The sequence below is a fragment of the Labilibaculum sp. genome (assembly GCF_963664555.1).
In the GTDB taxonomy this organism is placed as follows: domain Bacteria; phylum Bacteroidota; class Bacteroidia; order Bacteroidales; family Marinifilaceae; genus Labilibaculum.
In genome coordinates, this window is sequence record NZ_OY761461.1 from 2,029,711 (window position 1) to 2,051,648 (window position 21,938).

A 21,938-nucleotide genomic window follows, 5' to 3' on the forward strand; every position below is an offset into this window, starting at 1 on the left:
TAGAAAGATTTTAGGAAGGGATAGTTTGGTTCCTATTTGAAAATAGAAACAAGAAAAAATATGCTGACAGGAGAATATAAAATTTTACACGAACGATTGCTAAAGTCAATTGATAAGAACAGAATGTTTCATGATCCTCTTCATACGCTTGCATGGGAAACCGATGCTAGTTTTTACCGGCTAATTCCTAAATTGGTAGTAAAGTCGAAAAGTGAGGCTGAGGTAAGTTTAATTATGAGGGAATGTCATAATTTAAACATACCGGTTACTTATCGTGCTGCAGGAACCAGTTTATCGGGGCAGGCAATAAGTGATTCTGTTTTGGTGGTTGCGGGAGAGCATTGGAAAAAGCATACGATACTTGATAATGGCGAAAAAATACGTCTTCAGCCAGGTATTACGGGTGCCCGTGCAAATGCTTTGCTGGCACGATATGGCAAGAAAATCGGACCGGATCCTGCATCTATTAATGCGGCAATGATTGGTGGTATTGCTGCCAATAATGCATCAGGAATGTGTTGTGGAACTTCTGAGAATTCTTACAAAACAATCGATTCTATCCGTGTAATTTTGCATGATGGAACCGTTCTGGATACCTCCTGTAAGGAAAGTATTGCTTCGTTTAAAAGTACTCATCTTGACATGCTGAAGGGCATTAGTCAATTGGCCGCAGCTATTCGGAAGAATAAGACTTTGAATGCCCGGATTCACGAGAAATTCAAAATGAAGAATACAACCGGTTACAGCCTGAATGCTTTGGTTGATTACAAGGATCCGATTGATATTTTAACTCACCTTATGATTGGTTCTGAGGGAACCTTAGGATTTATTTCTGAGGTGGTTTACAGAACGGTAATTGAGCACAAGCACAAAGCAAGTTCATTAATGATTTTCCCTGATATTGAGAAAGCCTGCCGGGCGGTTTCAATTTTAAAATCGGAGCCTGTTGCTGCGGTTGAATTAATGGATAGGGCTGCATTGCGTTCGGTTGAGAATGATGTTGGAGTGCCTGCTTATTTAAAAACACTTTCGGTTGGTGCATCTGCTATTTTAGTGGAAACCAGAGCGGGTGATGCTAAAACATTAAACAAGCAGATTGAAATAATTACAAATTCCCTTCGGGATATTCAGGTGGAATTACCCATTGAATTTACTGATGTTCCTGCTGAATTTGCAATGCTTTGGAAAATCCGTAAAGGTTTACTTCCAACAGTTGGCGGTATGCGTAAAGTGGGAACCACTGTTATTATTGAGGATGTTTGTTTTCCGGTACCAAAGTTGGCCGAGGCTACTTTGGATCTTCAGGACTTGTTTAAAAAGTACAAGTATTCGGAAGCGGTTATTTTTGGTCATGCTTTGGAAGGCAATTTACACTTTGTATTTACTCAGGATTTTGGAACCCAACCTGAAATCGACAGGTATGCCAAATTCATGGATGAATTGGCCGATTTGGTTGTTGGCCGTTACGATGGAGCTCTAAAAGCGGAGCACGGTACCGGACGAAATATGGCTCCTTATGTTGAGATGGAGTGGGGTACAGATGCTTACAATCTGATGAAGGAAATCAAGGCCATCTTCGATCCTCATTTTTTAATCAATCCGGGAGTTATCCTGAATGCCGATAAACAAGCTCATTTAAAGGATTTGAAACCTCTTCCTGCTGCTCACGAAAAAATAGATCAGTGTATGGAGTGTGGTTTTTGCGAACCATCATGTGTATCACACAACTTGACTTTAAGTCCGCGCCAAAGAATTGCTGTTTACCGCGAAATTACTCGTTTAAAAGCCTCTGGAGAGACTCCTCACGAGTTAGCCGGTATGGTAAACAATTCGATTACGAGGCCTTGCAAATGTGTGCTACCGATAGTTTGTGTGCGCTTAGTTGTCCTGTGAAAATTGATACCGGCAAACTGGTTAAGGAACTTCGGGCGGATGATGCATCACCAAAAGCAAAGAAATATGCCATGTGGTGTGCCGATAATATGGATAAAGTTCAGTCCTATGCTAAAGTGGGTCTGAATACTGTGAATTTCTTTCACTCCATACTTGGATCAGGCTTGATGGGTGGAATTGCTGGTGGTGTAAGAACTTTATCAGGAAATACAATTCCTCGCTGGACCAAGGCTTTTCCAAAAGGATCACCCAAAATTGTTCCACCTGCAGTGAATAAAAACAATCCTAAAAAGGTCGTTTATTTCCCATCTTGTATCAACAGAAGTATGGGCGTATCGAAAGATTACGACGAAAAGGTGGCTTTGACCATTAAGATGGAGAAGTTGATTAAAAAGGCAGGATATGAAATTATTTATCCTGAGGATTTAAACAACCATTGTTGTGGTATGGCATTTTTGAGTAAAGGCTTTAAAGAAGCTGGAATGAAAAAATCCAATAATTTGGAAGCCGCTTTGAAAAAAGCAAGCAACAACGGGGAATATCCAATTCTCTGCGACATGAGCCCTTGCTTGTATACCATGAAGGAGAATATGGAGTCAAGATTGAAACTATACGAACCAATTGAATTCATAATGGATCATTTGAAAGATCACTTAAATTTTAAACAACTTGATGAAACAGTTTCAGTATTTGCTGTATGTTCAGCTAAAAAATTGGGTGTGGAAGATAAGTTAGTTGATCTGGCGAAGCTTTGTGCTAAAAATGTAGTTAAGCCAGAAACAAATTGTTGTGGTTTTGCCGGTGATCGCGGATTCACTCACTCCGAGTTGAATGATCATGGTTTACGTGATCTGAAAATTCAACATCCTGCCGAAGTTAAGAATGGGTATTCAACAAGTAGAACCTGTGAAATTGGTTTAACATTAAACAGCGGCGTTTCTTACCAATCGATCGTTTATTTAGTTGACAGAGCAACTACTGCGAAAAGAAAATAAAAAATTATTAATCACAAAGATGGAAACAGGCATGATCTGTTATTTATATAATTAGTATATGAATTCGTTTCGGGAGAATTAGATCATGTTCTGTTTCAATTCAAAAAACCCAAATTAATATGAAGAAAATTTATTTGATGTTGCTGGGATTTCTTCCTTTAGTAACTATAGCTCAAAAAGCTGATGAGGTAAAAGTTAAAATCAGTGGTTTCGTATCGGCAGAATCAATTCTTGATAGTCGTAAGTCTGTGAATACTCGTGAAGGAGATGTAATTCTTTATCCTGCAGCAAAATCTTTTGATGCAAATGGAGCCGATTTAAATGACCGTTCAGAATTGTTCATGACTACCATTCATTCTCGTTTAAGTTTTGGTGTTACTGGTTTCGAGGCTTTTGGAGCTAAAGGATCTGCTACAATTCAAGGTGATTTTGTGGGTACTTCGAATGATAAAATTGGTTTATTTCGTTTAAGACATGCATTTGTAAAATTAGATTGGGGAAAAGATGAACTTTTGGTGGGTAAAACCTGGCATCCTATGTTTGTAACATCTTCTTATCCTGATGTGCTTCATTGGGGGGGAGGTTTACCTTTTAATGTGTTGGGAAGAGCTCCTCAGTTTAGATATACCCGCAAATTAGGAGACAAAGGTTATGCTTTTATTGCTGCATTATCCGAAATGGATTTTAAATCGAATGGTCCGGATGGTGCCGATGTTAAATATGTACAGCAAGCCAGTATTCCTGAATTTTCAGCTCAGGTTAAGTACGATTTTGCGAAAGGATTTACTTTGGGTGCAACAGCAGGTTATAAATTCTTAAAGCCTATGGTTGTGAATTCAGCAGGTTTAAAAACCGATGAAATGTTGAGCAGTTACCAAATGAATGCCTGGATGACAGTTAAAACGGATAAACTAGTTTGGAACTTGCAGACGATCTACGGACAAAACATGTATAATTTTGTGATGATAGGCGGCTACGGTGTAAAAGCTGTTAAGGCCAATGGCGATTACGAATACACAAATGTGAAAACATCTTCAATTTGGTCTGATTTACATACAAGAACGGGTAATGTACGCTATGGACTTTTTGCGGGTTATACCAAGAACTTAGGTGCTGATGATAATTTGGCAATGAATGGAAGTAGTTTTGTTGGTTTGTATAGCCGTGGTTCAAACATTGATTATATCTATCAGTTTGGTCCCAGAGTTGAATTTCATTCCGGAAGTTTCATGATAGGTACCCAGGCATTATATACTGCAGCAGCTTATGGTACAACTCAAATTAACGGTAAGGTTGCAGATTCGAAAGAGGTGGGAAGCACCCGTTTGAGCGTACATTTTAAATATTCATTTTAAGAATATTAAATAAATATAGAAAGTCTGTTTTTCAATTTTAAGTGTTTAGGAAATAAGTTCGTCAAAGAATTAGTTTCTTAATTTACAATTAGCTTCGGTTTATAATCGAAGCTAATTTTTTATTATATCCATTAATAATGTTGTATATGTAACTATTATACTGCCTAATCTAATCCTTCTAAATTCTGTAAATCATTTAGTACGCTTATAAAATTAGGCAGACATAAGTTCTAAAATACATCTATATTCAATATTATGAAGAGTTTGGAATTGTTTTAAAGAAAGGGAAATGTTACAAAATGTTAAAAATATTTAATTTTTTTTTTTATCTTTAGTATCGGGTTCTTACTGAGAGGTAGAACTCATAAAAATTCAGCTGTAAGGCTGGTTAGTAGGTTAATTAACCCTTTAGAATTGTTGCCCGTGATTCCCCTATATCACGGGCATTTTTTTTTCAGTTTGCCGAATAAAAAAAGGGAACCCTATAGTAGAGTTCCCAATTATTTTAGCATCAAAGTCCGTTTTAGGCCTTAAATAAAGGATCGGCACCAATTGTACCAACTAAACTTTGCAGATATTCTTCTGTTTTAACGTGTTCCAGTTCTTTTTTAGCTTTCCAGAAACGTTCTTCCAAACTCAATTCGTCATTCCATTCTGCGTTTATCTTGTTGGCCATGAAAGCCTCTAAGTAAGCAATTTGTTTTTCGTGGAAATTAATGTCAATTTGCTGCTTGTTTTTCAAACGGGCCTGATACCAGGATGAGTTAATTACCAATTCACGGTCGAATTGCTTACGCAGCTCCGGATCGCTTATTTCTTTTCCATTATAGTGGCCGTAGGCCATAATATTTAAAAGAATTTGCAATGGAGGAATTGCTGCAGAAACACTATTGTCTTTAAAGAAGTTGATTGCAACTTTTTCTTGAGCTTCTACGATATTTTTGATCCCATCAGCATAAGCTTCCAGATCCTGAATCTCAGGTTTTAACATTCTTTCGTTAAAAACGTTTTGAGGCTCATCAAAGATTCGATTCATATAACGGAAAAGGAATTCTTCTGTAATACGATATCCTAAACGACTGGCATGAATTGTTTCGCCTTCGTATTCAAAATCAGAAAGCTTCTCAAGAGAACCTTCTTGAATTAATAATTTAGGATCACGGTTTTCCTCTTTCAATCGACACCAAAGTTCAGGAATTAACAATGAAACATCATGATCGAATCGATTTTCGGTACCTACGTGACCTGCAGCTGATGAAAACCCTTGATATCCGGTAAGGATGTATGAAAGTAAGGCATTGTTTAAATCAGTAGTTGGAGATAACATGTTGAAAGGACCTTTTGTTAAAGCGCCTTCAGAACCAGCACCTGTTGTTGAAGGAGATTTACCTGTTAAACTGCAAATAAAATCCATGAACAATTCAGGCAATTCCTGATAATGAATTGGGTTGTAAACACTCAATGCACGAATTCCGGCTTTTTTATCAGCAGGATTATTTCTGCGACCAGGTAAAACCGCATTTACCGGATGATGTACTGGTTCATTCAAAGGAATTTTTCTAGCCAAACGAATCCCAATTTCAGCTAATCGATCGTCAACAGGATTAACCAAGTCAGGTCTAATCTGCAAATAGCGAGGGTTTTGAGACGGTTTTCCATCTACAATTCGAGTGTGTGAAGGAGAAATAAAGTAATTTGACTTCTTGCTTTCAGCACCTTGTCGAATGATTTCTTTAATTGGCTTTGTATATAAATCGAAACCAATTGCATCTGCCAACAATTCCTTACCGTCTTCTCTGGTAAGAGGCTCATAGTTTGATGTAAAGTTATTTCTCATTGAAAGATCTGCTTCAGCTTCCTTATCGTATCCTCTGTGAACTGCTTCATCCGGACGTTGGAAAAAACGTTGTTCACAATTTGTAGTCAGCTTAATACTCTTATTGTCGTAACAATCATTCAAATAACTGAATCGGCTGGCAGGGAGTACAACTGAAGCTGTAATATCATCTTCCATTTGAATTTTGGCTGCGGCAATAAAATCCTGACGCAGCTTATTTAAATACCATGATTTATCACCTGCGAATCCTACCCGTAAGTAACTGGCAACAATTTTACGATTATTGAAGAGCAACTCGTGGCCTTTTCTTCCGTTAATAACATCAACCGAGAAGTAATCTCTCCAGCTGCTGTCTGTTCTTTCCGGACGGTAGAATCTCTTTACAAATAATACCAATGCTTTAACATGATCCGGAATAGTATTCAGAAATTCATTGTATTCGGCAGTATAATATTTCGAAGGAGTTAACAGTTTCACTACAGAACCTAAGGATCGGTCAGAACTTAAAAGAGATCTTGATGGAGTTGTTCTGTTTGGAGTATCTTTCCAACGTTTTGTATAATCGTGATTGATTACCTGATCAGCAATATTAAAGTCTTTCTCCATATCCTGGATATAGAAAGAGCTGTAAATGATTGCATTTAATAACGATTTTGAAATTTCAGATTTACCTCCACCGGAAACAGTACAAGGTTTGTGACAGAAAGTTCCCTCCGAAGCAGTACTTACCAATCTCCACGATGGTGCCGAAGGATGCTTCTCCATGTGCATTTTATATCCGGAAGGGTGAACGTAGTAACTATTAGGTACCAAACGAATGCTTTGTTCTTTACCATCCTTTTCCCAGCTTACCTTACTTTCATAAACATCAATATTAGCATTTTCGTTTATGTAATAGATGTCTGAATATTCTTTGTCAACGGCATAACCTTCCGGATGAACATTCATTGTTTCACCAAATTGTTTTACCATTTCATCAAAACTGTACTGTTTTTTTAATACATTATTCATGAAAAGTGCACCGCTAAAGCTGTCACCCAAATTTTTACGGGGGAATGCAATTGCGCCGCCAGAATGCTCTTCTTCAGCTAAACCATAAAGATTGGCTGAGAAACTAATTTGAGTTTTGATTTCCTTTTTAGAGTAGCCAAAGTAGTTATCAGCAATCAAGGTAATTACAACACCTTTTTCGCTGCGGCATGTTAGCTTAAATGCATTTCCGTTGTTGTAAAGCTCATTTTCATCCTTCCAGCAAACGCCATCATTTCTCTGACGCTCAGTAGCATCATCGTAATGAGGTAAGCCTAATTCTTTCTTTTTAAGGTTCAATAACTGTGGAGCCAGTACAATACAACCCGTATGTCCTGTCCAATGTTCAATATCCAAACCAGCATCGTTAGCAGGAATGTTAGGATCACCGGCATTACCAAAAATTGATTCAACAAAATCAAGATTACTTACTAAGCTGCCAGGAGCAAAGAAGCGAACCTCCATTGATTTTTGACTGATTATTCCTTTTACTTCCGGACATACTATCGGGCGTAATAAAAGAGATACCATCAGTTCAGCTTTTTCTTCTTGAGTTGCTGTAAATGGAAGTTGTTTTAATTCCGGGCTGGGTGAGAAAGCTGCCTGTAGAAATTTACCAAAAGCTTTTTTAGGCAATTCAATTTTATCTAAAGGTACCGGCAAACTACCCCCCACAATATGAAATGAACCGCTTGTAGTTCTTCTATCGTGTTTTGGGTTGTGAAGTACACCTTGTTTTATTCTATAAGAGCTTAATAACTCTGTGATGTGTTCATCCTTATCTGGTGGAAGACTTAATTCTCTTGCTATTCCTGGTTGGTCCAGAATAAAGGTTGAACTAGGAAGCTTTGCAACTTCCGTGTCAATATCTTCCAAATATTCATTTAAAAAGTTTTGTATACGTTGATCGACAGGACATAAATGATCTGCCAATAATCGTGATTGAGCACGATAATTTTTTATTAAGCTATCGGTAAGCTGAATAAATTTTGGGTCAGATAATTGATTTTTTTCTCCTTCGGAATTTTCCGTGAAAATAGGCTGGCCCATTGCGGCAAGCTGAAGGTTGATATAACGAATCAAATCTTTTTGATCAATTTTAACCTCCTTCGATTTAATTTCAATTCTACTTGGGTTTTTACTTTGCATATGTCTCCAATTTATTTTTGCTTAGGGAATGACGGAACCAAATTTACTTATTTTTTCTCGTTGTAAAAATTCATGCAGACCTTACTATCGTTAAGCTGTATTCAATTTAACCACTCCATTTTTAACAATCTAAATTTGCGGGAAGCGAAAACGATTTAAGTATGATGTTTTGATTCTTATTTAGAAAGATTATAAATTATATATTTTTTTAAACTCTTCATAACTAATAGATAATTATTTTTCATTTTGATTTAAATGAATTGGCAGTAATTTGTTTGTTTTATTTTGCATGTTTATAATTTGAGGAGGGAGTATTTTCAATATTGTTTTACTTTTTTTATGCATGGATACTTCTCTATCAAAGTAAATGTTGAAATTTGAATTTGTATCTTGTGGGCCTTCATTATGAGATATAACAAAAAGTAAAAATGTAGATGAGAAAAGTATATGCTATCGGAGATTGTGTATTGGATTTATTCTTTGAGAATGACACTCCGGTTGAAGCAAAACCAGGTGGATCTTTCTTAAATTCAGCGGTTTCTTTGAGTCGGTTAGGGATCAATATAGCATTGATAAGTGAGCTGGGAATTGATAGGGTTGGCACTCAGATTAAAAATTTCTTATCTGCCAATGGTGTGGATGTTAAACATATATCCTATTTTTCAGATACCAATTCGAACTTGGCACTGGCTTTTCTCGATAAAAATAAAAATGCTGATTATACTTTCTATAAGACTAGAAAAGGACTGCCCAATACAATTGTGTTTCCCAACGATGTTCAAAAGGATGATATTGTTCTTTTTGGATCTTTTTTGGCCATAAAAAAGGAATTTCGCTCTGCTTTACTTACATTTTTGCGTGAATGCAAAGAGAGAGGGGCTTTAATAATTTACGATCCAAATTTCAGATCTCAGCACCTGCCTATGTTGCCGGAAGTTTTGCCATTTATAAAAGAGAATATGGCTTTGGCAAATGTGGTAAAAGCGTCTAATGAAGATTTTGAATTAATTTGTAAGTTGAAGAACTCAGATCAGGCCTACAAGTGGCTGAATGAGTTTTCTGATGCGATACTGATTTATACCGCAAACAAACAGGGATTATCCATTTACAATCAGCAGAAGTATTTCTTTGAAGTTCCTCCAATAAATCCCATTAGCACTGTGGGGGCAGGAGATACGGTAAATGCTGCAATTGCCTTTGTTTTTGTCCGTGATGGAATTAAAACTTCCGATCTTGTTTCTCTTTCGCAAGAACAAATAAATGAGCTTGCAGCCATTGCAATAACATTTTCGCAGGATGTTTGTATGATTTATGATAATTTTTTACCGATTGCAACAGCTAATAAATACCGGTTATAACAAAAGCACCCCCTTTACAACAAAAGGGGGTGTTTTTAACTACATACCTATTTTTGAATAGGAACAATGGACACTGTTCCTATCCTTTAATTCTTATTTTAGAAAAAAGGTGACCCTCAAAAATCACTTTTTTTTTTAGGTTTTGTATGAATGTGAGTTTTTTGTTGATAAATGCAATTGTTTTATGGAGCAAGTCTTCTGATTTCCCATTGTTTATTTTTGAGATTGTACTCGATCCGATCATTTAATCGACTCTCACGTCCTTGCCAAAACTCAAAAAGATCAGGAATAAGACGATATCCACCCCAAAAATCAGGTCGGGCAAATTCACCTCCGTTTTTTTCCTTAAATTTTTCAACCATTAGGCTTAGAGTATCCCGGTTTTCAATTTCATCACTTTGCGGCGATACTGCAGCTGCTGTTCGGCTGCCAACAGGTCGGTCTAAAAAATACTCGTCAGACAATTCTGGTTCTAATTTTTCAATTTTCCCTTCAATACGGATTTGTCTTTCTAATTCTGGCCAGAAAAAAACAAGTGCGCCATAAGGATTTCCTTCGATATCAAAACCTTTCCGGCTATTGTAATTGGTGAAGAAACAAAAACCTTTCTCGTTATATTCTTTTAATAGTAGAATTCGCGCGGAAGGTTTGTTGTCTGCAGATACCGTTGCCAGTGTCATGGCATTAGCATCAGGAAGTTTCATTTTTATTGCCTGTTTAAACCATATTTGAAATTGTGCAAATGGATTTGAGTTGATATCCGTTTCATTTAATTCAATCTCACCATATTCATGCCTCAGTTTTTTAATATCCTTTTTCATCCGCTTGAATTTTAACTTTAGGTATTTGGATTTGCTAAAATATTTGGCAGAATAGTTAGGCCAGTATAATTCATGTAATACTGGCCGCCTTTTGCAGGATATTGCATTTCTTGTTCGTCTTGGCTATCTGCATTTGCAACGCCAACGTGGGCAAATAAAATTTTAGCCTTGTGCTTATCAGCATGCTGGATAATCTCTTCGGCAGCAGATGGTGACAGTGAACCTATATCAGGATAGGTGCTGGTTTTCACCACTATAAAATGCAAAGTATCGTCTTTTTTAGCCAGAATTTGAGGATTCTTCTCAAATTCAGTATTCACAGATAAGACTTCAAACTCTTCTTTTATGTGCTTGTATACCCACTTGATTCCTAGTTCATGTAGTTCAGAACCGCTCAGTCTATTTCCTTTCATTCTATGGTTTTGTTCTAATTCAGATACGAATATCTTCTTTAATTAAAACAATTCCAAATAGAATGCTTTTGTTTGTTCTGATTTTATGGATAAAGATATGCGTGACAATCTACACAGGAGTACTCTTTCCAGTCGGTACCAATATCAACAGGATGGATAAATTCCATTTTTTGATTGGTAAAAGCCATTTGTAAAGAATCAGGTTTTCCCTGAGCAGTAATGGAGTGACAGAGATTGCAGTCTTTGGAAATTATTCTACCATCCTTTGTACTGTGATTGTTGTCGTGACAGCGGAAGCAACCTTGTGTTTCCATATGGCTTTTGTGGTTAGGATATACATCCCAACGAACATTCATCTCAGGAAATGTATTTTCATGATAGGCAATTTTAATGCCTTCTATCGCTTTTAATATATTAGCTTCATGCTCTGCACCTTTATCAGGATAATTCTCTTTGTAGAAATTGAGAACTGTTTGTGCAATTAGTAAATCAGCACTGTCCTTGGTTGAATAAGTGCCTTTTAATGCCTCCATTGCAGCCAATTTTATATACGGAATTTGCGGATCAACTTCCTTCGAAGACATGGCAGCATCTACAAAGTCAGGAGGAGATAAATAGCCGTGCGACGGGCGGTTGTGACAGTCCATACAATCCATTTCATGCAATTTACCATCCGCAAAAAATGTACTGTCAGGTTCCATCATTGTATCTTCGAAAATGTGCACTTCTCCTGTGGCTTTATTGGTATATTTAACCCACTGAATGTATTCAGATTTATTATCTGCCGACATAAACTCAATTTTCACATTTGGATTAATGTGCCAGTGAATTCCTTCGCTTAGTTTTTGTGTGTGATGGTCAGGTCCGGTTTTCATGGTAAGCTGGATGTTCCATTCGGTATTATTTTCATCAGCCAGAAAGTGCTGCTCATTTTTAATTCTGTTCGGATAAAATTTTTCAGGCCAATGGCAGTGCTCACAGGTTTCTCTGGCAGGTCGTAAATTAGCCAGAGGAGTAGGGATCGGACGAGGAAAATTATTAACCGTAACAGCATATACCTGATACAAACCACTTAATTTCGAACGCATGTACCAATCGGCTCCTTCGCCAACATGACATTCTACACAGGCTACTTTAGCATGAGCAGATTTTTGATAGGTAACATATTCAGGTTCCATAACCGAATGGCAAAGAGTACCGCAGAATGGCACTGACTCGCTGTAAACAAAGGCTTCGTAACTACCTATGGAGGAGAGAAAAAGGAAAATGAAGCTTATGATTACGAAAAGAGAAAAAGCATTTCTGTGTTTTTGATCATTTAAATCTACCCGAGGCCATTTCATATCCTCAGAAATAAACATTTGTTTCTTATTTCTGCGAATTTGAATCAACATACCAATCGGGATCAACAGCATTCCGATTACCATAAATATGGGTAATACAATATAGATAATTAAGCCCATATAAGAACTTCCCTGATCGAAGAGGACAGAAATAACAAAGAAGAAAACGATCAGGAAAAAGGCAATTATGGCTATACTTGCTCCTAAAATGGAGGTCCAATTGTACGAAGATTTAGGTAGTTTCATTTTGATCATTTTTAGTTTATGAAAATAATTTATAGAAAACTCTGATAATTACCTATTTGTCGGATTAATTTATACGCTTTCTTAGTTGGGTGTTCATCTTGTATCAGTAAAAATATCTTGTTTTTATTAGATTGCTGCAGAGCCTGCAAATACCGCGTTTTGTATCTTTTTAAAATAGAGTCAGCGCTTATCCAAAAATATCATATCGACAATTATCGATATTAATGCGATGAGTTCCTTTTATTCATACGGAATTCAAGTCTGATATTTTAGTGCTGATTAATGTGAAAATTTTGTCAGTCAGGATATAAATCTTGCTCTTGATCGGTTTATATACTACATTGTAGAATAAATTTATGTGTGGTACATCACTTTGTGAGTGGCACTTCTAACAAATTATAGTATGTTAAATATTGCATTGTTTGGTCCTCCAGGTGCTGGAAAAGGCACTCAATCTGAATTTCTAATTAATAAGTACAATCTTTTCTATATTTCAACAGGTGATTTGCTGCGAAAGGAGATTGTGAATAAAAGTAAGTTAGGTCTCGAAGCACAAAGCATTATAGCTTCGGGTGGTTTGGTTTCTGATGAGATCATCGTTCAGATTATTGAGAAAACCATAACGGAAAATCCGGATTCGAATGGGTTTTTGTTTGACGGCTTCCCCAGAACCTATATTCAGGCTTATATTTTGGAAGGATTGATGATAAAGCTAAATACCTCATTGAATTGCCTGATTAGTTTGGACGTAGATGAAGAGGTTTCCGTTTCGAGATTACTAACTAGAGGAAAGACATCGGGAAGGACAGATGATAATGAAGTTGTAATTCGTAACAGACTAAAAGAATATAGTGATAAAACACTTCCTGTTTTGCAGTTTTACAAAGACAAAGGCGTTTATTTTGGATTGAAAGGGGATCTGTCAATTGAGGAGGTAAATCTGAGTATACAGAAAATTATTAAAGACGAATTGAGTAAGAGTCTGTTCAACTTGGTGTTATTTGGTTATCCTGGCTCAGGAAGAGGATCGCAGGGAATTGCTTTGGCCAAAAAATATGACTTGGAATACCTTGCTACAGGTCAAATGCTCGATCAGGAAATTCAGAAAGGTACCGAAATAGGAAAACGAATTATTGATTTGTATGAAAACGGGGAACTGGTGCCCGACGAGATTGTGGTGCAATTAATTGAAAAGAAAATTGCAAACTCGAACGGAGTGAATGGATTCATTTTTAAGGGATTTCCACGAACATTGGTTCAATCGTACATTTTAGATGGTTTGTTGAAAAAACATGGTTCTGCTATTTCTCAGATTATTGAAATTGAGGTACCAACATTGGAACTAATCAGCCGGCTGGATAAAAGAAGTAAAACCGATCGGTGCATGCCATACGATAACAACACCTCTAAAATTGTGAAACGCCTGCAGGAACATGAAATTAAAACCGTACCCGTAATTGAAAAATACAATCAGTTGCATGGTGTTTTGAAAATAGATGGCGTTGGTGAGTTCGATGAGGTCTTTGATCGGATATGTGAAAAAATAAAGAATAGTATTTAAGTAATTAAACTGTGTAAAATGAAGAAAATTAGTACCCTTTTGCTCTTTTTTATAGTGTTTGGAGCTAAATCTCAAACTATTTCAGAAAAATTAGGCGCTGTGTCAACTAATTTTAAAATTACATCAGCATCGCAGCCTCTAAATGTTACAAATCAAATAATTTTAAAGCGCTATATTACAAAGCATAATAAGAAGGATGACGATAGTGAATATGGAATTTATGAAAGATATTATTTTCAATTTGTTAGTGTTAATAAACTAGTTACTTCTGATCGGAGTGATATTAAAAAGGAAGCACTGGTAAAGTCTAATCATAGCTTTTACAAATATGATTATTTTATTAGTTTTTTTGATGAAAATGATTTCCTGATTTATGAATTTACGAGGGATGCAGAAAATAGATTTAACCGGGATTACAATTTAGGTAAAGGAGGTTATTTTACTTATGAGTTTTATTTAAGCGGTTTCCCCTTAGTACTGCTTGATAAAGTAAAGCGCATTGATGTTCAGATTATCAATTAAAATAGTTGAGATTATGGTTTTGTGAGTGACTATATCATTTTAAATAAACATCATGGAAAATAGATCTGGTGGATGTGATGAAAAAAGTACGAAAGTGGTTTTTGCGTGCTCAGGTGCAGCCGATGTTGGTGAATTAACCGATTTGGTTGCGAGGAAACTTCAAAAAAAAGGGAAAGCCCAAATGAAATGCCTTGCCTTTGTGGGAGCTGGGATTACTGAGATGATAGATTCTGTTAAGGGAGCAAAAATTTTGGTGATTGATGGTTGCCCTAAGGATTGTGGGAAATTGGTTATGTGTAAAAATGAATTCACAGATTTCACACATTTGCGTTTAACAGATTTAGGATATGTCAAGGGAGAAACTCCTGCTGATGCACACAATGTTGATGCAGTTTACGAAGTGGCATGTACTATTCTGTAAATACTAAGTTTACTTAGGAGGGGTACTGTTTTAGGAGAAGACATCCCTAAGCTTTGTTGTTGTCACTTTACTTTTTGTTGTTTATATTCTATATTTTGTCGTTACTACTTTATTCTTTGTCGCTACTACTTTACTCTTTGCCGGGACTATTCTAAGTCTTGTCGTCGTTATTTTGATCTTTGTCGCCACTCCTTTGAAGCTTGTCGCCACTCCTTTATGGTTCCGCGCCGTCGGAAACGCTTCTAAATGCTCAGGAAACAGATAAATGTATTATATCCGATAATAAAGGAGCACAAGCACAATAGAATGTGCTCCCTTATTGAATGATTTCTAAATAGGCCTGCTATTCACTTCGTAAGGAATCAACCGGATTTTGATTGGCTGCCTTCCAGGTTTGTCCGCCAACAACCAAGAGTGCAAAAATTGCAGTTAGCAAACCGGCAAATACAAATGGGAGCGGACCAATGGCAATGTGATAAGCAAACTGTTCCAGCCAGTGTTGCATCATGTAATACGAAACGGGTATTGATATGGCAAAGGCTATTGCAATCCATTTTATGAAATTAGAAAACAGCAACAATGATATTTGGCTGATACTGGCACCTGTTACTTTTCGGATTCCAATTTCCTTGGTGCGTTTTTGTACCATAAATAAAGTAAGGGAATACAATCCCAATAGAGCCAGAATGATTGAAAGTGCCGATGAGTAGCCTGTTAGTATTTGCGATCTTTCTTCCTGTTGATATCGATCGCGGCAGACATCGTCTATAAACAGATGGAAATTAACTCTTTCCGTATCAACTTTTTTGAATGTCTCTTTTATTTGGTTAAGTAAATCTGTTGTATTGTTGGTTTTTACTTTAATCAAAACATATCGTATTCCCCAATTATCGCTAAAACAACTAAACATCAATGGGGCAATTTTTTCTCGTAATGAAGTGTAATGAAAATCTTTAACAATGCCTTGAATTTCATATTTATCCTGATGAAACCACACGATTCTCCCCAAAGGGTCATCAACATTAAGATATTTAACAGCAGCTTCATTCAGAATAATTCCTTTGCAGTTTTCAACCTGACTTTCGGTAAATGTGTTTCCTTCTACAAATTGTATCCCTAAAGTTTTAAAGTAACCTGGCCTTACGCGATATTCATTATAATCTTTTGTGTTTTTAATATCGGTTCCGTAAAGCCGAAATATTTGACCACTACCACCACCGCCAGGAAGATGAAGACTGGCACCTACAGAAGAGATTTGAGGTATTTTTAAAAGTTCTTGCCTGATAGAAGAATAAGCTTGTTTTTGTGCATCACTTAAATTGGTGATTGCAATTACTTGTTCCGGTTCGAAACCCAAATCAGCATTTTTCATGTAGTCGATCTGTTGCTGAGAAATGATAACAGCTGAAATCAAAACAATAGAAGCTGAAAACTGAAAAATAACCAGAATTCGAGACAGCAAATTGGTGTCGTGATTGCCTGGCAACTTTCCTTTAATGATGGAAGCTGGTGTATATCGGGTGATTGTGATGGCCGGATACAAGCCTGAAATGAGTCCAACAAATAAAGCCATAACAGGAAGACCTGTAAATAGAAGGGGATTTGATAGATAATCAATAGGCAATTCTCTATTCATTAAACGACCAAAAAAGGGCATTAAAACTTCTGCTAGTATTACCCCAAATAGAAGTGCAACGGCAGCCATTAGAGTGGTTCTTCCTAAAAAATCTTTAATTAAATCAATACGCTCTGCACCAATTGCTTTTTTGATACCAATTTGGTTCAGTTTGCTATCGTATTGAACGGTAATAATATTGATGAAATTAATTATGGCGATGATCAAAATTAAAAAAGCCAGAAGAATATGTATGTAAATGGTATTGATATTCCCACCAGGTTTTAAATCTTGCTGATAGTTTGATCTTAGATGAATATCACTTAGTCTTTGGAGGTAAGCTCCTGTTTCCTCACCATATTCACCAAATCCATCATCAAGCATCTGGGTATATTTATCTTCAATTTTCTTAATTGTTGAATTACGATCAACTCCTTGTTTTACTAAAATATACGTGTAGTATTCCAGACTTTGATGACCAGCATGTTGTGGATAGCCCGAAAATGGCAAAAGCATGTCGAAATCGTAATGAGAGGTAAGTGGAAGGTCTTTTACAACAGCGTTTACTGTTAATAATCTGCCAAACATTTTCAATTCTTTGCCTGCAGCATTGGTAGTTCCAAATAATTTTTCTGCTGTTGAAGCATTTATGACTACACCATTAGGATTGGAAAACAGATTGGTTGATTGTCCGGAGATTGGTTCCAGTGTAAATACCTTATAAAAATTGGTATCTACGTAGTGGCAGCGAATTCCGTTGAAATGTTGATCGTTTACTTTTGCATTTTGTGTGAACCCTCTGTATAATTGAGTAATTTCTTCTATTTCTGGTATTTGAGAGGCGAAGTTTTCATTGGTTAAACGCAGGCCGATTTCATATGGAGTTAACTTTTCTCCGGCATTATTAAGTAATGAAATTAACTTGTAAATCCGTTCCTGTTTTGTGTTGAATTTATCGTAGCTCAATTCGTGCTGAACGTAAATAGAAATAAGAATTACGGCAGCCATTCCAACAGCAAGTCCAAAAATGTTGATAATGGAATTGAGTTTGTCTTTTGCCAGACTCCTGAAAGAGAGTTTAAGTTTGTACCAAAGCATATAGTCGGTTTTATTGGGCGATTAAAAGTAATAATATTGTTAGATATATTTTATAAAACTGCTGATTCGAGGATATGTGATTGCGGGTCTTTTCTGTTTTCCGAAACTATTTTTCCATCGAATAGATTGATCACCCGGTCTGCATATTCCGCATCGCTTTGCGAGTGGGTAACCATTACAATAGTAGTTCCTTCTTTGTGCAATTCTTCGAGCAATTGCATAACTTCTGTGCCGTTGGTCGAATCGAGATTTCCCGTAGGCTCATCGGCCAAAATTAGTTTCGGATTCGAAACTACAGCTCTTGCTATCGCAACTCTTTGCTGTTGTCCGCCCGAAAGTTGTTGAGGAAAATGTTTTGCACGGTGATCAATGTTCATGCGTTTCAATACCTGCACTACTTTTTCTTTCCTTTGTGTCGATGGAACTCCCATATAGAGTAGAGGTAACTCTACATTTTCAAATACATTTAGTTCATCAATCAGGTTAAAACTCTGGAAAATAAAGCCGATGTTTCCTTTTCGGTATTTGGTGCGTTGTTTTTCACTTTTGTCAGAAATTTCTACTTGATTAAAAGTATAGCTTCCAGTGCTGGGATTATCCAACAAACCAATAATATTTAAGAGTGTTGATTTTCCACAACCGGATGGTCCCATAATGGCAGCAAATTCACCGGTTTCTATATGTAAGTTTACATGCTGCAAGGCGGATGTTTCAACTTCTTCGGTTCTGAATACTTTGCTTAAGTCTTTGGTATGTATCATTTTTTTAGATTATGTGATTTAAATATTGGCAGCCAAGTATTGTGCCATTTTTAAATGATGCAGAAATACAGGCGTTTGTGTTTGTGATGAGAAATATAGTGTCGGAAAATCCAACATGTAATGTCGATATTTACAACAATATGATTATTTTAACCAAAGAATTTAAATGGATAAAAGAATGGCTGGAAAAGGAAAGCTTTTAATTATAGATGATAATGAGGAGCTATTGTTTGCTCTGCAATTATTTCTCAACTCTCATTTTGCGAAAATAGATACCATTAAGAATCCCAATCAGTTGCTATCACAGCTTGAAGTGGACGAGTATGATGTTTATTTGTTGGATATGAATTTTAAAGCAGGAATCAATTCGGGAAATGAAGGTTTGTATTGGTTAAAGCGAATATTGGAATTTGATGCAAATGCTTGTGTGGTGTTGATTACAGCTTACGGTGATGTAGAATTGGCGGTGAAAGCAATGAAAGAGGGGGCAGTTGATTTTATTCAGAAATCATGGGACGAAAATAAGATTCTTTCAACCTTGCTGTCGGCTTTAAAATTGCGGAATTCAAAGCTTGAGATAAAAGGATTGAAGGAAAAGCAGAAACAGATCAATCATCAGATCAATAGAAACACTCAATTTGTAAGAGGTACTTCGAAAGCCATGACTGAAGTGTTTCGAACCGTTGAGAAAGTGGCGGGAACCGAGGCGAATGTTTTAATTGTAGGAGAGAATGGCACAGGGAAAGAGGTAATTGCCCGTGAGCTTCATTTGTCCTCGCACCGAAAAGATCAGGTATTTGTAAGTATTGATTTGGGTTCTTTAAGCGAAAACTTATTTGAAAGCGAACTATTTGGTTCTAAAAAAGGCGCATTTACTGATGCAAAAGAAGATCGTATGGGGCGATTTGAATTGGCATCGGGTGGAACACTTTTTCTGGATGAAATCGGAAATATTCCCTTGCATCTGCAAACAAAATTATTGACAGCCATTCAAAACAAACAAATTGTTCCATTGGGTGGAAATACACCAATTGATGTGGATGTTCGCATACTGGCTGCTACCAATTGTAATTTGTTTGAAATGGTGTCTAATGGAACTTTCAGGGAAGATTTGTTGTATCGATTGAATACTATTGCAATAGAATTACCGCCTTTGCGCGAACGGATTGAGGATATTCCTGAATTGGCTGATTTTTTTCTGCATAAATATGCCGATCAGTATCAGAAAGGAGAATGTGTTTTTGAAAAATCAGCAGTAAAGAAACTTTCACAACATTCATGGCCGGGAAATATTCGGGAATTTCAACACATTATCGAAAAATCAGTTATCTTATCCGAAACAAAAAAATTAGCTGCTGTTGATGTATTAATTGGAGAGGAATTGCAATTGTCTAAAAAAATATCAGACAGTCTTAATTTGTCTGATAACGAGAAGTTTTTAATTGAGAAAGCAATAAAGCACACAGGCGGGAATATGAGTCTTGCGGCAAAGGAGTTGGGAATAAACCGATCTACATTGTACGATAAAATTAGAAAGTATGATTTATAAAAGATTCTATGTTTGGATAGTTGCACAAATCATTTTGTTATCGCTTACGCCAGTTTTGTTCTGGTTTTTACTCTCAAAAGAGTACATGGTGGTAACTACTTACAGCCTTATGGTTTTGTGGGTTTTACAGGTTGTATATCTGATTTGGTATATCAATAAAACGAATCGTGATTTGTCCCGGTTTTTTGCAGCTTTTCAATATCAGGATTCAACATTGGTATTTAACCAGCATAAAAAAGATAAAGCTTTTCAAAAACTGCATCAAAGTTTTAATGGTATTATTAATGCATTCGGGAAAGTAAAAATTGAAAAGGAAAAAGATTTTGTTTTCTTTCAAAATACGGTAGAATTAGTGGGGGTTGGATTGTTGGCTTTCGATCACAAAGGGAATGTAAGGTTGTGCAACAAAGCATTTAAGGAACTCTTTCTGGTTAAGGAATTTCAGAATATTTCAGACTTGGTTTGTATTGATGGTGAGTTCCCGGATTTTTTATTTCGGGTGAAGACAGGGACTCAAAAGCTCAGGAAATATTTGGTGAAAAACCGAATTTTAAAATTGGCGGTTAAGGCTGTTGATTTTCGTTTGGAAGATGACTGTATCAAATTGATTGCTTTTCAGGATATAAAAAATGCAATCGATCAGGGTGAAATGGATGCAATGCATAAATTGATTCGTGTTTTTACGCATGAAATTATGAATTCGGTAAGTCCAATATCAATGTTATCGGGTAGTTTAATCGATTTGTATGAGAAAAACGGAGATCAGGCCTGCAAGGAGTTGTTAAGCGAAGGAGCTATTTCCAATACGCTGATGGGATTGAAAACGATTCGTAAAAGAAGTAAAGGCTTAATTGCTTTTGTTGATGAATACAAGAATTTAACACAGCTTCCGAAACCGCATTTTGAATTGTTTTCCGTTGAAAAATTATTTTCACATATCGATTCTTTGTTTAAGGAAGAGTTTAAAACAGAAAATATTGAATTTACAACCCATCTTCAGGATTCTCAGCAAGAGTTGATTGCTGATGAAAAGCTAATTTCTCAAGTCTTGATTAATTTGATCCGGAATTCGATTGAGGCGCTCAAAAACACAGAATCCAAGTCAATTTCGATTTCAACAGGGCAGGGAAATCCGGTTAACTTTATTATTGTTAGGGATAACGGCATGGGAATCTCCGATGATGTGATTGATACTATTTTTACGCCTTTTTTTACTACAAAGGAGAAAGGTTCTGGGATCGGTTTAAATCTTTCCAGACAAATTATGAGGTTGCACGGGGGAACAATATCAGCTCGTTCGAAACCAGATCGGCTTACAGAGTTTTCTCTTCAGTTTTAAGTAGTTATGTGAATGTTTTAAATAGATTGATTTAGGAAATCTGAAATTTTATTGAAGAAAAAAAGCGGGAATTAACCCGCTATATTATTCCGTCTCAATTCATCAAGGTCTATTCTGGATATTTTTTCGTCCAGTGTTTGAAGCAGCTCATTTAACTTACTGCAAGGATACTCGGAACATTCTGCACAGGTGTCGAATAATTTCTCCCGGGCACAGGCTCTAACCTGACATTCTTCACAATGACGAAATTTCTTTCCCCAAGGTTCCAGACAACCTTTACACGTTATTTCACAGGCATCGTATTGGTTTTTTTTATCAGACCAAAGCTCTGCAATCTTAATTCGAACATTTTCCTGTCCTTTCTGCGTAGCGACGTAAGCAGGACAGGTTGAACAGTTGATTCCACAGTAAGATATTCTTTCTTTCTCCTGAATTCGCCTCATTTTAATACTGGATTATTTATTTTTATTGTAATTTCAATTCTTTATTACGGAATTATATCTTTAAATATAACTATTTTGCGAGTGTTTTTCAAGATGTTTTTGGGCTTATTGGTTATAAATTAGGTGATGATTTATTCTTGTTTTACTGAGAAAAAGAATATTTGAGTTTTTACTTTTAGGACAGCATTTA

16 protein-coding genes are annotated in these 21,938 nt (G+C 36.4%); 9 read left to right on the top strand and 7 right to left on the bottom strand.

What is annotated here, in order from left to right:
* The first annotated feature begins 60 nt into the window (after window positions 1–60).
* From ACKU4N_RS07950 to ACKU4N_RS07960, 3 genes are all read left to right on the top strand, one after another.
* Window positions 61–1,893, top strand: coding sequence for an FAD-linked oxidase C-terminal domain-containing protein (locus ACKU4N_RS07950; protein WP_321322244.1), 1,833 nt, complete (start codon window positions 61–63; stop codon window positions 1,891–1,893).
* Window positions 1,890–2,888 carry a (Fe-S)-binding protein gene (locus ACKU4N_RS07955; RefSeq protein WP_321322246.1) on the top strand — a complete coding sequence of 333 codons (999 nt, stop codon included), beginning with the start codon at window positions 1,890–1,892 and terminating at the stop codon, window positions 2,886–2,888. Before ACKU4N_RS07950 ends, ACKU4N_RS07955 begins: the two co-directional genes overlap by 4 nt.
* Window positions 2,889–3,007: 119 nt before the next feature.
* Entirely contained in the window at window positions 3,008–4,243 is a 1,236-nt protein-coding gene (locus tag ACKU4N_RS07960) for a hypothetical protein (protein WP_321322247.1), read from the top strand.
* A gap of 523 nt (window positions 4,244–4,766) precedes the next feature.
* On the opposite strand, the gene ACKU4N_RS07965 is transcribed toward ACKU4N_RS07960, so the two are convergent.
* On the bottom strand, window positions 4,767–8,258 hold the full coding sequence (locus tag ACKU4N_RS07965) for a PPi-type phosphoenolpyruvate carboxykinase family protein (protein WP_321322249.1): 3,492 nt from the start codon (window positions 8,256–8,258) through the stop codon (window positions 4,767–4,769).
* Window positions 8,259–8,692: 434 nt separating this feature from the next.
* On the opposite strand from ACKU4N_RS07965, the gene ACKU4N_RS07970 reads away from it, so the two are divergent.
* The gene (locus tag ACKU4N_RS07970) at window positions 8,693–9,616 is read left to right on the top strand and encodes a PfkB family carbohydrate kinase (protein WP_321322251.1); all 924 of its coding nucleotides are present in this window, start codon (window positions 8,693–8,695) and stop codon (window positions 9,614–9,616) included.
* 182 nt (window positions 9,617–9,798) lie between these two features.
* Here the strand turns inward: ACKU4N_RS07970 and pdxH are convergent, their stop codons facing one another.
* The 3 genes from pdxH to ACKU4N_RS07985 all read right to left on the bottom strand — a co-directional run bounded on the left by pdxH (window position 9,799) and on the right by ACKU4N_RS07985 (window position 12,439).
* Complete coding sequence (pdxH, locus tag ACKU4N_RS07975) at window positions 9,799–10,437, bottom strand: pyridoxamine 5'-phosphate oxidase (protein WP_321322253.1); 639 nt, start codon at window positions 10,435–10,437, stop codon at window positions 9,799–9,801.
* Window positions 10,438–10,454: 17 nt separating this feature from the next.
* Entirely contained in the window at window positions 10,455–10,850 is a 396-nt protein-coding gene (locus ACKU4N_RS07980) for a DUF8840 domain-containing protein (RefSeq protein WP_321322255.1), read from the bottom strand.
* Between the two features lie 83 nt (window positions 10,851–10,933).
* A complete protein-coding gene (locus tag ACKU4N_RS07985) occupies window positions 10,934–12,439 on the bottom strand; it encodes a cytochrome c3 family protein (RefSeq protein WP_321322257.1) in 1,506 nt (501 codons plus the stop codon).
* Window positions 12,440–12,842: 403 nt separating this feature from the next.
* Here ACKU4N_RS07985 and ACKU4N_RS07990 point away from each other — a divergent pair, with 403 nt between their 5' ends.
* The 3 genes from ACKU4N_RS07990 to ACKU4N_RS08000 are packed head-to-tail and all read left to right on the top strand — an operon-like array spanning window position 12,843 to window position 14,943.
* Entirely contained in the window at window positions 12,843–14,000 is a 1,158-nt protein-coding gene (locus ACKU4N_RS07990) for an adenylate kinase (RefSeq protein WP_321322259.1), read from the top strand.
* An 18-nt stretch (window positions 14,001–14,018) separates the two neighbouring features.
* A complete protein-coding gene (locus tag ACKU4N_RS07995; RefSeq protein ID WP_321322261.1) occupies window positions 14,019–14,522 on the top strand; it encodes a hypothetical protein in 504 nt (167 codons plus the stop codon).
* 52 nt (window positions 14,523–14,574) lie between these two features.
* Window positions 14,575–14,943: a putative zinc-binding protein gene (locus ACKU4N_RS08000; RefSeq protein ID WP_321322262.1), complete on the top strand. Its 369-nt coding sequence runs from the start codon at window positions 14,575–14,577 to the stop codon at window positions 14,941–14,943.
* A gap of 343 nt (window positions 14,944–15,286) precedes the next feature.
* Here the strand turns inward: ACKU4N_RS08000 and ACKU4N_RS08005 are convergent, their stop codons facing one another.
* Both ACKU4N_RS08005 and ACKU4N_RS08010 read right to left on the bottom strand, forming a co-directional pair.
* Complete coding sequence (locus ACKU4N_RS08005) at window positions 15,287–17,656, bottom strand: ABC transporter permease (RefSeq protein ID WP_321322264.1); 2,370 nt, start codon at window positions 17,654–17,656, stop codon at window positions 15,287–15,289.
* 50 nt (window positions 17,657–17,706) lie between these two features.
* Entirely contained in the window at window positions 17,707–18,417 is a 711-nt protein-coding gene (locus ACKU4N_RS08010; RefSeq protein WP_321322266.1) for an ABC transporter ATP-binding protein, read from the bottom strand.
* Between the two features lie 166 nt (window positions 18,418–18,583).
* Here ACKU4N_RS08010 and ACKU4N_RS08015 point away from each other — a divergent pair, with 166 nt between their 5' ends.
* On the top strand, window positions 18,584–19,966 hold the full coding sequence (locus ACKU4N_RS08015) for a sigma-54-dependent transcriptional regulator (protein WP_321322268.1): 1,383 nt from the start codon (window positions 18,584–18,586) through the stop codon (window positions 19,964–19,966).
* On the top strand, window positions 19,956–21,305 hold the full coding sequence (locus ACKU4N_RS08020; RefSeq protein WP_321322270.1) for a sensor histidine kinase: 1,350 nt from the start codon (window positions 19,956–19,958) through the stop codon (window positions 21,303–21,305). Before ACKU4N_RS08015 ends, ACKU4N_RS08020 begins: the two co-directional genes overlap by 11 nt.
* Window positions 21,306–21,376: 71 nt before the next feature.
* Here the strand turns inward: ACKU4N_RS08020 and ACKU4N_RS08025 are convergent, their stop codons facing one another.
* A complete protein-coding gene (locus ACKU4N_RS08025) occupies window positions 21,377–21,748 on the bottom strand; it encodes a DUF3795 domain-containing protein (RefSeq protein WP_321322272.1) in 372 nt (123 codons plus the stop codon).
* Window positions 21,749–21,938 lie beyond the last annotated feature (190 nt).